At 66.5% G+C, this 13,025-nt stretch carries 11 protein-coding genes and 1 pseudogene; 8 read left to right on the forward strand and 4 right to left on the reverse strand.

Features of this window, described 5'->3' with window-relative positions; all coding sequences use genetic code 11:
• Window positions 1–64 precede the first annotated feature (64 nt).
• The 3 genes and pseudogenes from ASE30_RS04870 to ASE30_RS29855 all read left to right on the forward strand — a co-directional run bounded on the left by ASE30_RS04870 (window position 65) and on the right by ASE30_RS29855 (window position 2,583).
• Window positions 65–841, forward strand: coding sequence for a ferredoxin--NADP reductase (locus ASE30_RS04870; RefSeq protein ID WP_057283089.1), 777 nt, complete (start codon window positions 65–67; stop codon window positions 839–841).
• 132 nt (window positions 842–973) lie between these two features.
• Window positions 974–1,570, forward strand: a complete 597-nt coding sequence (locus tag ASE30_RS04875) for a DUF6088 family protein (protein WP_057283090.1) — start codon at window positions 974–976, stop codon at window positions 1,568–1,570.
• Window positions 1,563–2,583, forward strand: a pseudogene (locus ASE30_RS29855) (nucleotidyl transferase AbiEii/AbiGii toxin family protein). Before ASE30_RS04875 ends, ASE30_RS29855 begins: the two are co-directional and overlap by 8 nt.
• Window positions 2,584–2,664: 81 nt before the next feature.
• Here ASE30_RS29855 and ASE30_RS04885 read toward each other — a convergent pair.
• The 3 genes from ASE30_RS04885 to ASE30_RS04895 are packed head-to-tail and all read right to left on the reverse strand — an operon-like array spanning window position 2,665 to window position 5,409.
• Window positions 2,665–3,627, reverse strand: coding sequence for a tripartite tricarboxylate transporter substrate binding protein (locus tag ASE30_RS04885; RefSeq protein WP_057283091.1), 963 nt, complete (start codon window positions 3,625–3,627; stop codon window positions 2,665–2,667).
• Window positions 3,628–3,664: 37 nt separating this feature from the next.
• On the reverse strand, window positions 3,665–4,054 hold the full coding sequence (locus tag ASE30_RS04890) for a hypothetical protein (protein WP_057283092.1): 390 nt from the start codon (window positions 4,052–4,054) through the stop codon (window positions 3,665–3,667).
• The gene (locus tag ASE30_RS04895) at window positions 4,051–5,409 is read right to left on the reverse strand and encodes an acyclic terpene utilization AtuA family protein (protein WP_057283093.1); all 1,359 of its coding nucleotides are present in this window, start codon (window positions 5,407–5,409) and stop codon (window positions 4,051–4,053) included. Before ASE30_RS04895 ends, ASE30_RS04890 begins: the two co-directional genes overlap by 4 nt.
• Window positions 5,410–5,506: 97 nt before the next feature.
• On the opposite strand from ASE30_RS04895, the gene ASE30_RS04900 reads away from it, so the two are divergent.
• From ASE30_RS04900 to ASE30_RS04920, 5 genes are all read left to right on the forward strand, one after another.
• Window positions 5,507–6,421 carry a LysR family transcriptional regulator gene (locus tag ASE30_RS04900; protein ID WP_057283094.1) on the forward strand — a complete coding sequence of 305 codons (915 nt, stop codon included), beginning with the start codon at window positions 5,507–5,509 and terminating at the stop codon, window positions 6,419–6,421.
• Between the two features lie 108 nt (window positions 6,422–6,529).
• Window positions 6,530–6,916, forward strand: a complete 387-nt coding sequence (locus ASE30_RS04905; RefSeq protein ID WP_057283095.1) for a Rid family detoxifying hydrolase — start codon at window positions 6,530–6,532, stop codon at window positions 6,914–6,916.
• A gap of 39 nt (window positions 6,917–6,955) precedes the next feature.
• Entirely contained in the window at window positions 6,956–9,046 is a 2,091-nt protein-coding gene (gene recG, locus ASE30_RS04910; protein WP_057283096.1) for an ATP-dependent DNA helicase RecG, read from the forward strand.
• 80 nt (window positions 9,047–9,126) lie between these two features.
• Complete coding sequence (locus ASE30_RS04915) at window positions 9,127–10,077, forward strand: LysR substrate-binding domain-containing protein (protein ID WP_057283097.1); 951 nt, start codon at window positions 9,127–9,129, stop codon at window positions 10,075–10,077.
• A gap of 157 nt (window positions 10,078–10,234) precedes the next feature.
• The gene (locus tag ASE30_RS04920; RefSeq protein WP_057283098.1) at window positions 10,235–10,735 is read left to right on the forward strand and encodes a Dps family protein; all 501 of its coding nucleotides are present in this window, start codon (window positions 10,235–10,237) and stop codon (window positions 10,733–10,735) included.
• Between the two features lie 84 nt (window positions 10,736–10,819).
• On the opposite strand, the gene ASE30_RS04925 is transcribed toward ASE30_RS04920, so the two are convergent.
• Complete coding sequence (locus ASE30_RS04925) at window positions 10,820–12,958, reverse strand: capsular biosynthesis protein (RefSeq protein ID WP_235515180.1); 2,139 nt, start codon at window positions 12,956–12,958, stop codon at window positions 10,820–10,822.
• Between the last annotated feature and the right edge of the window lie 67 nt (window positions 12,959–13,025).

Genomic DNA, 13,025 nt, shown 5'->3' on the forward strand with positions numbered 1-13,025 from the left:
TTGACCTCGCGGCGCAAGCGGGCCTTCTGGTCCGATGTTTGCCCCGCCCCTTACTCAATACGACATGGCTGCTTTCAATACTGAGCGCGTACTAAGCGTGCACCACTGGAACGACACCCTGTTTTCCTTCACCACGACGCGTGATTCGGCCTTGCGGTTCCACAACGGCCACTTCGTGATGATCGGTTTGGAAGTTGAAGGCAAGCCGCTGCTGCGGGCCTACAGCATCGCCAGCGCCAACTACGAAGAGAACCTCGAGTTCCTGAGCATCAAGGTGCAGAACGGGCCGCTGACGTCGCGCCTGCAGCATCTGAAAGAAGGCGACACCATCCTGGTCAGCCGCAAGCCGGTGGGCACGCTGGTCGTTGACGACCTGCGGCCGGGCAAGCATCTGTTCCTGTTCGGCACGGGCACGGGCCTGGCGCCTTTCATGAGCATCATCAAGGACCCGGACGTCTACGAACGCTTCGACAAGGTCATTCTGGTGCATGGCGTGCGCTGGGTCAGCGAACTGGCCTACGCCGACTTCATTGAAAAGGAATTGCCCAACAACGAGTTCTTCGGCGACATCGTGCGCGAAAAGCTTGTCTACTACCCGACCGTGACGCGCGAACCTTTCCGCAACCAGGGCCGCATCACGGAACTGATGGAAAACGGCAAGCTGTGCGCCGACATCGGCATTCCGCAGATCAACCCCGAAACCGACCGCGCCATGATTTGCGGCAGCCCGCATATGCTGGCCGACATCAGCGCCATGCTGGACAAGCGCGGCTTCGTGGTGTCCCCGGGCGTCGGCCAACCGGGCGACTACGTGGTCGAACGGGCGTTCGTGGACAAATAAGCTGCATCGTGGCCGGGCCATAGGTATGGCCCGGCTCGTTGCGCCCTAATTTCAATGAGCCGCCACGAGCGGTATTTTATTGCCCAGAGTGTCAGAAATAAGGGTATCATTTCTGACTAAAGAGGTGCCTTGATGACCACACTGCCGGAAACGATTCTGCGACAAGCCCAATCCCTGCCCGAGGGAGGCGTGTTGTCGCCCAAGGAATTTCTGCATCTGGGAAACAGGGCGGCGGTTGATCAGGCGTTCTCGCGGCTGGCCCGCGCCGGCAAACTGCTGCGCGTAGCACGCGGTGCGTATGCCGCTCCGGTTGTCGGCCGGTTCGGTCCGCGTGCGCCCGCACCGAAGCGCGTCGTCACCGCACTGGCCGAGCAAAGAGGCGAAACCGTCGTGCCGCATGGCGCCAGTGCAGCCAATGCCTTGGGGCTGACCCAGCAAGTGCCAATACGCGAGGTCTACCTGACTTCCGGCAAGACCCGGAAGCTGAAGCTTGGGCAGTCGGAAGTGCTGGTGAAGCACGCGCCGAGCTGGATGCTGGCGCTGGGTGAACGGCCGGCGGGCGCTGCCATTCGAGCTCTGGCCTGGATTGGTCCGGCGCATGCCGCCGAATCGCTGGCAACGCTCCGCCGCGTCCTGCCTCTCTCCGAATGGCAGGCGCTGGCCTCGGCGCGCGCGGCGCTGCCCGGCTGGATGGCGCTCGCTATCGGCAAGGAAGCCGCGCGTGCCTGAGGGCTTCTTCGACCTGAGCAAAGCGGATCAGCGCGAAGCGCTGGAATACGGGCGCGCCCAAACTGGCCGTCCCGCCCATCTGCTGGAAAAGGACATCTGGGTGGTATGGGTGTTGCGCGAATTGTTCGCGTCCCCGCTTTCATCCGATCTGACGTTCAAGGGAGGCACGTCGCTGTCGAAGGTCTACAAGGTCATCGACAGATTTTCCGAAGACATCGACCTGACCTACGATATTCGCAAACTGCTTCCGGATTTGATCGGGAAAGGTAGCGAGTTGCCGGCAAGCCGCAGCCAGGCGGGCAAATGGACACAAGCCGTGCGGCATCGGCTGCCGTGCTGGCTCGCGCAGAACGTACAGCCGGTGATTCAGGCCGCTGGAGCGCGACGGTCTGGACGCCCGGCTCGACATTGGCGGCCAGGAGAACGATAAGTTGATGCTGCGCTATTCCGCCATGACGCAAGGCACGGGCTACGTCGCGCCTGTCGTCACGCTGGAATTCGGAGGGCGCGCTACCGGTGAACCCCACCAGATCTTTCAGGTGGAATGCGATATCGCCCAGCATCTGACCGACGTGTCGTTTCCCCGCGCGGCGCCATTGGTCATGAGCGTCTCGCGCACCTTCTGGGAGAAAGCGACCGCCGCGCACGTTTTCTGTGCGCAAGGCCGTATCCGCAGCGAACGCTATGCACGGCATTGGCACGACCTGGCCGCGATCGCGCGCAGCCCGCACTACGCCACCGTCATTGCTGATCGAACGGTCTCAACGGCCGTTGCGCGGCACAAGTCTCTTTTCTTCATCGAGAAGGACGCCAATGGCCAGGTCATCGACTACGTGGCCGCGATTACGGGGCAACTAAGCATCGTGCCCGAAGGTGAAGCCAGAGTCGCGCTGGCCAAAGACTACGATGCCATGCTGGCCGACGAAGTGATGGCAGGCGACGCGCTCTCCTTCGACGCGCTGCTGCAAGCATGCGCCGACCTCCAGGACCGCATGAACATGGCCAGCCCATGACATCGAAAAAGTAAAAAAAACCCATCGCAAGCGCGATGGGTTTTTGCTTTTGGGGCGCCGGCGGCAAGGCCGGCCGCGGTGTCATTCCGGCTGGATGCCCGCCTTCTTGATGATGTCTCCCCACTTCGAGGACTCGGCTTGCTGGAACTTCGCCAGCTCGTCCGGCGTGGACGTGGCGGCGTCGGTGCCCGTCTGCGCGTAGAACTGCTGCGCGGGCTTGGTCTTGGTGGCGTTGACCAGCAGTTCGTTCAGGCGCTTGACCACGTCCGGCGGCGTGCCGGCGGGGGCGTAGGCGGCGAACCAGTAGCCCATTTCGTAGCCCGGCACGCCGGCTTCCGCGATCGTGGGAACGTCCGGCGCCAGCGGCGAGCGCGCCTTGCCCGTGACGCCCAGCGCGCGCAGCTTGCCCGACTTGACCTGCGGCAGTCCGGTGGCGGTGTCGGTGATCATCATGTCGATCTGTCCGCCCAGCAGGTCGGTGACCGCCAGCGGGTTGCTCTTGTACGGCACGTGCAAAAGCTGCACGCCCGCCATCTGCTGCAGCAATTCGCCCGCGATGCGGCTGCTGGAGCTGCCGCTGCCGAAGCTCAGCTTGCCGGGGGACTGCTTGGCCTGGGCCAGGAAATCGCCCACGGTCTTCGCTGGCGAGCTGGGATTGACGACCATGATCTGGCCGCCTTTGCCCAGCAGCGTGAGCGGCGCATAGTCCTTGACCGGGTTGTAGGTCAGCGTCTTGTACAGGTGTTCGTTCGCGGCGTGCGTGGTGTTGGTGGTGATCAGGACGGTGTAGCCGTCCGGGGCCGCGCGGGCGCCGGCCGCGGCGCCGATCATGGCGCTGGCGCCGGGCTTGTTTTCGATCACCACGGCCTGGCCCGTCTGTTCCGTGACGCCCTGGCCGATGGCGCGGCCGATCTGGTCGGTAGCGCTGCCCGCGGCGAAGGGGACGATGAAGGTGATGGGCTTGGCCGGGAATTGCGCCATGGCCGCGAAGGGCAGGGCGGCGGCCAGAAGCAAGGCCAGTCGGCCCTTGGTAGCGATACGCATGTGTGTCTCCTGTGGTGTTTTTTTCTAGGTACGGAAGTCAGGCGGCCGCGGGGCGGTCGCCGGGTATGTCTGGCAGCCGGCGTGCCAGCTCGGGGCTGACCTCCACCGTCATGTCCAGCAATCTGAAAGACAGGCTCTTGCCGTGCGTGTCGAGGTTCAGGGCGTCGTTGACGCCGCCATCCAGCACGCCTTCCAGCACGAAATTCATGGCGTGCAGCATTGGCAGCTCGTAGCGCGTGACCCGCTTGGGATGGCGGTAGGCGAACCACTGCGCGACCCGCGACTCGGTCACCTGCGCGGCCAGCACGGCATGGCATTCGGGATCCCAGGCGATAAGGCTCAGGTTGGAGATGTCGCCCTTGTCGCCGGAACGGCTGTGGGCCAGCCGGTACAGCGGCACGGCCAGCATCGGGGGTGTCGGGGTCATGGCGCGATCTCCTCCAGGAAGTTCCAGCCGCTCTGCACGGCCTCGCGGGGAATGGTGCAGGACATCATGTTCAGGCGCGGGCGCAATGCCGTGCGCACGCCGCCGCCGCCGGCCGGTCCGCAGGTGTAGAGCGCGGTCACCTCGCGCAGCACCCGTTCGGCCTGGGCGCGATCCACGTGTTCGCCGGCAAGGCGCAGCCGCACGTCGCGGGCATGGCCGTCGCCCAGGGCGCCGAGCATTTCGCCCGCGTCGTCGCCCAGGATGCTGACGGCGCCGATCAGGTCGGCGCGCAGCTTGAATGCGGAACCGAGCCGCTTCTGCACGATGTCCGCGGCCAGGCGGGCGCGCGCTTCGGCTTGCACGCCCGCGTAGGAGATCTCGGCTTCGGCCAGCCAGCCGCCGCGATAGCACACGTTGACCTTGAGCTCGGGCGGACGGGCATGGCCGGTGATGCCGTGCACCGCGACGCGGTTGCCGCCCAGTTCGACGACGCGTGCCTGACTCAGGTCGGCCACGACATCCGGCGTCAGGTAGCGCGCCGGATCATGGACTTCGTACAGCAATTGTTCCTTCACCGTGCGGGCGTCCACCGCGCCGCCCGTGTCGGCGGCCTTGCCGATCACGAACTCGCCGTCGGCCTGGATCTCGGCGATGGGAAAGCCCGCCGCGTGGACGTCCGGCACTTCCTTCAGGCCGGGCACGCAGAAATAGCCGCCCGTGACCTGCAGCCCGCATTCCAGCATATGGCCGGCCATGGTCGCGCGGCCCAGGCGCGGCCAGTCCGCCGCGTCCCAGCCGAAGTGCGCCAGGGCGGGGCCCAGGGTCAGCGAAGGATCGGCCACGCGTCCGGCCACCACGATCTGGGCGCCCGCCGCCAGCGCCTGCGCGATCTCTGTGGCGCCCAGGTAGGCGGTGGCGCTGACGATGTCCAGCCCCTCCAGCGCGGCGCCCAGGCGTTCCGAGAGCAGGGCGCGATGGGCCGGCGTGTTCAGCGTGTCGCCGTACACCACCGCGATGCGCGGAGCCGGCAGGCCTTGCTCCCGCGCCAGCTCGGCGATGCGCCGGGCGGCGGCGGGCGGGTTGGCCGCGCCGAAGTTGCTGACGATATTGATGCCACTGCGCAGGCAGTCGCCGAGGATGGGCCCGACCAGTTCATCCAGCAGCGGCTCGTAGCCGCGGCGCGGGTCGTCGTTGCGCGCCAGTTGCGCGAGCGCCAGCGTCCGTTCGGCCAGCGTCTCGAAGATCAGGGTGCCGCCGCCTTGGGCGGCAAGGGTGCGCACCACGGCCGCGGCGCCGTCGGTGCGGTCGCCGGAGAACCCAGAGGCGCAGCCTATGAGCAGGGGGGATTGAGACATGAGCGGTCCAGACGGCATTCAGGGATTTCCGGCCACTATAGGCAAGCCTTAGTCATCAGTAAAATAGAAAGATCGGATCAATTCATTCAAGAAAGCCATGAATCTATCAGCCCGGCAATTGCGCGCTTTCGTGGCCCTGGCCGACGAAAAGCACTTCACCCGCGCGGCGCAGCGCTGCCATTTGACGCAGCCGGCATTCAGCGCCTTAATCCGGTCGCTGGAAGACAGCGCCGGCCTGCGCCTGTTCGACCGCAATACGCGCCGCGTGGAGCTGACGGCCGAAGGCCGGGTGCTGGACGCATCCGCGCGCCGCCTGCTGGCCGACATGGACCTGGTCATGGGCGACCTGCGCGACCACGCCGCGCGCCGGCGGGGCCGCGTGACGCTGGCCGCGCTGCCCTCGCTGGCGGCAGGCTGGCTGCCGGGCCTGCTGGCGCGGTTTCGCGAAGAACATCCGGGCATCGTGCTGGACCTGCGGGACGCGCTGCTGGATCCTTGCCTCGACATGGTGCAGAACGGGGTGGTCGATTTTGCCGTGGCCTCGCGCCGGCCCGACATGACGGACCTGGACAGCGAATTCCTGCACGCCGACCGCTATTTCCTGGTGTGCCGGGCCGATCACCCGCTGGCCAGCCAGAGCCGCGTGCGGCTGCGCGATGTGCTTCGGCACCCCGTCATTCAGCTTGCGCGGGGCAGCAGCGTGCGTAAACATCTGGACGAGGCGCTGGGCGCCGACGCGCCGCCGCCGGTCTTCGAGGTCGAACACCTGGCCACCGTCACGGGGCTGGTGCGCGCGGGTCTCGGGGTGTCCGTCGTGCCGGCCATGACACTCTTTCATTTCCGCAGCGACGACCTGCGTATCGTGCCGCTGGCGGGCCGCGCCTTGACCCGCCCGCTGTACCTGGTGCGGCGCCAGGGCCGCGGGCTGTCGGTGGCGGCGCAGGCGCTGGTCGAGCTTCTGATCGCGCATCGGGCGGATATCGGCGGCGCGGGCCATCCTCCGGATGCCTGAATCGCGTTCTAGGCCATCTCTATAAGCGTTCGGCCCTTTCGCAAATGTCTATTGCTGTTTAAACTTCGATAGTTGTAGCTTCTATCCGTCACTTGAAGGATTCCGCCCATGAGCAAGCAAATCATCCATACCGACGCCGCGCCCGCCGCCGTCGGCCCTTACTCGCAAGCGGTTGCCGTTAGCGGCACCAAGACCGTCTACCTCTCGGGCCAGATCGGCCTGGAGCCGGGCACCGGCGACCTGGTTTCCGAAAACTTCGACGCGCAGGTGCGTCAGGCTTTCGCCAACATGCAAGAAGTCATCACCGCCGCGGGCGGCACGCTGGACAACGTGGTCAAGCTCACGCTGTTCCTGACCGATCTGGGCAAGTTCACGGCGGCCAACGCCATCATGGCCGAGATCATTCCCCAGCCGTTCCCGGCGCGCTCCACCATCGGCGTGGCCAGCCTGCCGAAGGGCGCGCAGTTCGAAGTCGAAGCCATCCTGGTCCTGTAAGGCGCGCCCGGACGTTTCATTCCAGGGGCTCGTTCCTTCATGACGGCCGCGGCCGTGGCCTCCAAGCGAACCGGCGCCGACAAGAGCGGCGCCGGCAAACCGATGACGGATACGGAGCGCAAGCTCCGTAACCTGGGCCTGGTGCTGCCCGAGGACTTCGTGCTGCATCTGCCGCTGCGCTACGAAGACGAAACCCGCGTCATCCCGATCAGCGCCTTGCGACCCGGCTTTGCCGGGCAGGTCGAGGGCGAGATCACCAAGTCCGAGGTGCAATACCGGCCTCGGCGCCAGCTCACCGCGACCCTGGCCGACGAAACAGGCGAACTCCAGTTGCGGTGGCTGAACTTCTATCCCAGCCAGCAGAAACAGATTGCCGTGGGCAAGCGGCTGCGCGCCCGCGGCGAGGTCCGTGGCGGCCTGTTCGGCCGCCAGATGGTGCATCCCCGCATGACCAACGCGGACGCGCCGCTGCCCACGGCCCTGACGCCGGTCTATCCCACCACCGAAGGACTCCCGCAGTTGCCCCTGCGGCGCGCCATCGCGCAGGCGCTTGACCGCGCGGACCTGTCCGACACGCTGCCCGACGAGGCCCGCGCCCGCTACGACCTGCCGCCTTTTGAGCCGGCCATCCGCGCCTTGCACACGCCGGCGCAGGGCGAATCGGAACAGGCGCTGCTGGACCGCGTGCATCCCGCCTGGCGGCGGATCAAGTTCGACGAGCTGCTGGCGCAGCAGCTTTCGCTGGCGGCGGCGCGCGCCGCGCGCCGCGTCAAGGAAGCGGAGTCCCTGCCGGTCCAGACCGGGCCGGGCGGACTGGTCGCCAAACTGTATGAGACGCTGCCGTTCAAGCTGACCGGCGCGCAAGAACGCGTGGTCCAGGAAATATCGGCCGATCTGGCCAAACCGTATCCCATGCACCGCCTGCTGCAGGGCGACGTGGGCAGCGGCAAGACCGTCGTGGCCGCGATCGCGGCGGCGCAGGCCATCGCCGGCGGCGCGCAGGTCGCGCTGATGGCGCCCACGGAAATCCTGGCCGAGCAGCACTTTCGCAAACTGGTTTCCTGGCTGCAGCCGCTGGGCGTGAATGTCGCCTGGCTCAGCGGCAGCCTGAGCGCCAAGGCGCGCCGCGAAGCCGCCGCGGCCGCCGCGGCCGGCAGCGTGCAGCTCGTGGTGGGCACACAGGCGCTGATCCAGGACCACGTCGAATTCCATCGCCTGGGCCTGTCCATCGTGGACGAGCAGCACCGTTTCGGCGTGGGTCAGCGCCTGGCGCTGACGCGCAAGGGCGAGACCGTGCGCGGGCGCATCGTTCCGCATCAGCTCAACATGAGCGCCACGCCCATCCCCCGCACGCTTGCCATGACCTTCTTCGCGGACCTGGACGTCTCCGTGATCGACGAGTTGCCACCGGGGCGCACCCCCGTGCTGACCAAGCTGGTCTCGGATGCGCGGCGCGAGGAAGTGATCGCCCATGTCGCCCAGGCCGCGCGCGGCGGGCAGCAGGCGTATTGGGTCTGTCCGCTGGTCGAGGAAAGCGAGGCCCTGGAACTCCAGACGGCGGTGGATACTTACGAAGGCATGCGCGCCGATCTGCCGGACCTGCGGATCGGCCTGGTCCATGGGCGTCTGCCGCAGGCCGAGAAGGCCGCGGTGATGCAGGCCTTCCGCGACGGCGAGGTGGACCTGCTGGTGGCCACGACCGTCATCGAGGTCGGCGTGGACGTGCCGAACGCGTCGTTGATGGTGATCGAGCACGCGGAACGCTTCGGCCTGGCGCAACTGCATCAACTGCGCGGGCGGGTGGGGCGTGGCACCGCCGAATCCGTGTGCGTGCTGCTTTACCAGACGCCGCTTTCGCAGGTGGCGCGCGAACGCCTGCGGGCCATGTTCGAAACCTCGGATGGCTTCGAGATCGCCAGGCGCGACCTGGAGCAGCGGGGCCCGGGCGAGTTCCTGGGCACGCGCCAGTCCGGCATGGCGCTCCTGCGTTTCGCCGACCTGGAAACCGATGCCGCGATCGCCGAGGACGCGCGCGACGCCGCGGTCTGGCTGCGGGCCGAGCACCCCGCCGCCGTCGAGGCGCACCTGACGCGCTGGATGCGCGGCCGTGAAGACTTCCTGCGGACCTGACCATGCGGCTCGACCCACACCTTAATCCAGCAAGCGCCGGCCGCAGGGCCGGCGCATAACCCCCGGGGGCGTAGTCCACCATGACTCTCACCGAACTGAAGTACATCGTCGCCGTCGCGCGCGAACGGCACTTTGGCCGTGCGGCGGAGGCCTGTTTCGTCAGCCAGCCGACGCTGTCGGTCGCGATACGCAAGCTGGAAGACGAGCTGGGCGTGACGCTGTTCGAACGCGGCGGCGCCGAGGTGGGTGTGACCCCCATCGGCCAGCGCATCGTCGCGCAGGCGCAGAAGGTGCTGGAAGAAAGCGCCAGCATCAAGGAGATCGCCAGGCAGGGGCACGACCCGCTGGCCGGTCCCTTGCGCGTGGGCGTCATCCACACCATCGGCCCGTACCTGCTGCCCAAGCTGGTGCCGGTGCAGATCGCGCGCACGCCGCAGATGCCGCTGCTGCTGCAAGAGAACTTCACGGTCCGCCTGGTGGAGCTGCTGCGCCAGGGCGAGATCGACTGCGCCATCATGGCCTTGCCCCTGCCCGAGGCCGGGCTGGTGATGCAGCCGCTGTACGACGAGCCGTTCGTCGTGGCGGTGCCCAATGACCACGAATTCGCGCAGCGCAAGGCGATCGATGCGCAGGACCTCAAGCAGCAGACCATGCTGTTGCTGGGCAGCGGCCATTGCTTTCGCGACCAGGTGCTGGAAGTCTGCCCCGAACTGTCGCGTTTCTCGGCCGCCAGCGACGGTATCCAGCGCACCTTCGAAGGGTCGTCGCTCGAAACCATCCGCCATATGGTGGCGGCCGGCATTGGCGTTACGGTCCTGCCTGTCACCGCCGTGCCCGAGCACCCGCCGTCCAACAGCCTGCTGCGCTATCTGCCTTTCGATGGCCACGTGCCCGAGCGCCGGGTGGTGCTGGCGTGGCGCCGCAGCTTCCCCAGGCTGGCCGCCATCGAAGCGCTGGCCCAGGCCGTGTACGAATGCGAACTGCCCGGCGTGAAGATGCTGGCGGGCGAGGTGGCCGCGGTGCAGGATTGAGCGGCGTCGGCCGCCATGCCCCGGCCTTGCGGCGCGCCACGATTTGCGCCGCGTCAAAAGGTCGCAGGGGCATCCCGGCGCCCGCGCCGTCCGCGCCTCGGATTGTCGTGTTTGCAGTGGTATCCTTATTTCGCACTTTTATCCATAGGAGCTAGCAATGGCCAAGTCCACCAAGAAGACCTCGGGCGTTCCGCGCATCAATATCGGTATTTCGGACAAGGACCGCGCCGCGGTCGCCGGCGAACTGTCCAAGCTGCTCGCCGATTCGTACACGCTGTACCTGATGACGCACAACTTCCACTGGAACGTCACGGGGCCCATGTTCAACACGCTGCACCTGATGTTCATGACGCAGTACACCGAAGAGTGGAACGCGCTGGACAGCGTGGCCGAACGCATCCGCGCCCTGGGCCACTATGCGCCCGGCACCTACCGCGAATACTCCAAGCTGTCTTCCATCGCCGAGCCCGAGTCCGTGCCGGAAGCCCTGGAAATGGTGCGCCTGCTGGTCGACGCCAACGAATCGGTGGCCAAGACCGCGCGCGCCGCCTTCGAAAAGGCGGACGCCGCCAACGATCAGCCCACGGCCGACCTGCTGACGCAGCGCCTGGACGTGCACGAAAAGAACGCCTGGATGCTGCGCAGCCTGCTGCAGTAAGCCTTCCCGCTCCAGCGGTAAAAAGCCCCGGCGCCTTGCGGCGCCGGGGCTTTTTTTCGGCTGCGTTCCGCGCCGCGGGGGCCCTTAGGCGGGGCTGCCCTGCAGGAAGCGGTCCAGAATGCGCCGGCTTTCGGCGATGTTGCCGTTCTTGAGGTTCTGCATCGCCAGTTCGATGTTGGCTTCGCGGTCCATCGGGCTGGCCTGGATGACGCGTTGCGCGCTGGCGATCACGTCGTCGGCATTGGCGGCGTTGCTGCGGCGGGCCAGGAACTCGCGCTTGTGCGCATCGGCCAGGGAGCGCTGCAGCGAAATCAGCCCCTGATACGACGGATCGATCGACTGGATGCCGTTGATCGCGTCTTCGGCGTCGCGCAGGCGTTCCTCGGTCAGGCACTTGCGGAAGCTGCGGGCAAGCGCGCGCAGGCACTTGTCGATGTGCTCGTGGGCGCTGGTGAGGTCCATGGCGCCGCTTTGCGACAGGCGGGCGTAGACCTTGGCGGCGGCCTGATGAGCGCCAAGCTGGGTCAGGCGGGCGGCGGCCAGGGTCGCGGTCTCGCTTTCGGCGGGAAGCGGCGAATTGGCCAGGCGCTGCCAGCATTCGATGGCCGGGCGGACATGTCCTTGCGCCTGCAATTGCTTGGCCGCGCGTTGCACGTAGCGGGGATCGACGGGTTCCAGGGAAGCCAGGCGGCCGAGCAGGGAAATGGTCTCGGTGCTGTTCTGGTATTCCGGGAAGGTCTCGTAGGCCTTCAGCAACCGGCGATAGGCCTGGTTGATCTGGTCCTCGTGATCGTCCTGGGCCGTCTGCGGCAGGGATTGCAGGGCATAGAACGCGCTGAGCGAGGGCAGCAATGCGCCCACGCGGCCGGTGCGCTTGACCTCGCGGGCGGCGCGCTTGAGCACGGCGGCGCGTGCGGCCTCCAGGCCATCCTTGTCGATCGAGGGCGTGCTGGCCAGGGCATTGACCATGTTGGCGGCATCGGCAAGCGGCGTGAACGAACGGGTGGCGAAGCGCAATGCGCGTTCGGGGTCGCCGGCCGAGTACTTGCGGAAGGCCGCTTCGGCCTGCTGATTCTGGCCCAGCTTCGAATGAACGCGGCCAAGCAGCAGCGCGGTCTTTTCGTCGCTTTCCTTATCCAGCGATTCGGCGGCCCAGGCCTGGGCGGTGTCGTACTCGCCGACCTTCATCGCGCCTTCGGCGGCCTGGCGCAGGATGAAGGCGCTGCGGTTGCTGTCGATCGAGAGCGCGATGGACCAGGCGTCGAGGATGTCGTCGGTCTGTTCCAGCGCCGTGACGGCGCGCGCGCGCAGCACGTAAGCCGTGGGGCTGCCGTTCTTCAGTTCGATGGCGCGGTTGGTCAGGAGCAGGGCGCTGTCCCATTCCAGTTCCTTGGCGGAGGCCTTGGCGCGTTCAATGCATTGCTTCCAGTCCAGCGGATCGGCCGCGTTCGCGGCGCTTTCCGCGCTGCCGTTGCCAAGCAGCTTTTCGCAGATTGCGCGGCCTACAAGCTTGGCGAAGGCGGGCGTGTAGTGGGCCGTATCGCGGCCTTCATCCGGCATGCCGCGGCTTTGGCCGAAGTGCGCCAGCAGCGTGCCCGGCTCCACGAGGGGAATGCCCAGCGTGTTGGCCGCCAGCTTGATGGTCTCGACCATCTGCGCGCGGTCCGCGATGGGCTGGCCATTGGCGTTGATCGCGTTGCAGTGGGTGACCAGGACGAATCCGTTGCCCAGCAGTTGCTGGATGATCTTCAGGTCATCGAGGATTTCCTGGGCGCTCTGGATGTGCAGGACGGTGTGGAGCAGGGCGTGCTGCACGTGATCGGGCACGTGGGCGAAGCTGGGCGCGGCTTCGAGCGCGGCGCGGCGCTTGTCCCGCGCATCGGACGAGGAATTGTCAAAGAAGATCTTGAGCAGCTCGGGGCAGAAATTCAGGGCTTCCTTGAAGCGCACCAGTTGAAGGAACTTTCCGTCCAGTTCCAGCACCTTGGTCGAGCTGATTTCCACCACGTAGCGGGTTCCCGCGATATGGGCGTGAGCGGGGTTCGTTTCGCGCAGCGGTTCGCTGGAGATGAACGACCACGCGCTTTCCGGCAACGAGGCCTCGCCGCGCATGTAGCGGATGGCTTGAACGGTTTCCTTGGTGTTGTGCGTGAAACCGTAAAGAAGGCGATTATCCAGAACGAAGTTTCGCTGCGCCTGGAGTTTGGTAAGAGGGCCTGCCACACGGCAAGATCCGATCGTTGAGATAATCACTGGTCGATACTCCTTCATAACATCAGGGCAAAAAGAT

Origin of the sequence: Achromobacter sp. Root83 (genome assembly GCF_001428845.1) — a bacterium.
Taxonomy (GTDB): domain Bacteria; phylum Pseudomonadota; class Gammaproteobacteria; order Burkholderiales; family Burkholderiaceae_B; genus Achromobacter.

Bases quoted from the DNA above. Each gene is read 5' to 3' on its own strand.
- ASE30_RS04870 (WP_057283089.1), top strand. From the start codon at position 65: ATGGCTGCTTTCAATACTGAGCGCGTACTAAGCGTGCACCACTGGAAC.
- ASE30_RS04875 (WP_057283090.1), top strand. From the start codon at position 974: ATGACCACACTGCCGGAAACGATTCTGCGACAAGCCCAATCCCTGCCC.
- ASE30_RS04885 (WP_057283091.1), bottom strand. From the start codon at position 3,627: ATGCGTATCGCTACCAAGGGCCGACTGGCCTTGCTTCTGGCCGCCGCC.
- ASE30_RS04890 (WP_057283092.1), bottom strand. From the start codon at position 4,054: ATGACCCCGACACCCCCGATGCTGGCCGTGCCGCTGTACCGGCTGGCC.
- ASE30_RS04895 (WP_057283093.1), bottom strand. From the start codon at position 5,409: ATGTCTCAATCCCCCCTGCTCATAGGCTGCGCCTCTGGGTTCTCCGGC.
- ASE30_RS04900 (WP_057283094.1), top strand. From the start codon at position 5,507: ATGAATCTATCAGCCCGGCAATTGCGCGCTTTCGTGGCCCTGGCCGAC.
- ASE30_RS04905 (WP_057283095.1), top strand. From the start codon at position 6,530: ATGAGCAAGCAAATCATCCATACCGACGCCGCGCCCGCCGCCGTCGGC.
- recG (WP_057283096.1), top strand. From the start codon at position 6,956: ATGACGGCCGCGGCCGTGGCCTCCAAGCGAACCGGCGCCGACAAGAGC.
- ASE30_RS04915 (WP_057283097.1), top strand. From the start codon at position 9,127: ATGACTCTCACCGAACTGAAGTACATCGTCGCCGTCGCGCGCGAACGG.
- ASE30_RS04920 (WP_057283098.1), top strand. From the start codon at position 10,235: ATGGCCAAGTCCACCAAGAAGACCTCGGGCGTTCCGCGCATCAATATC.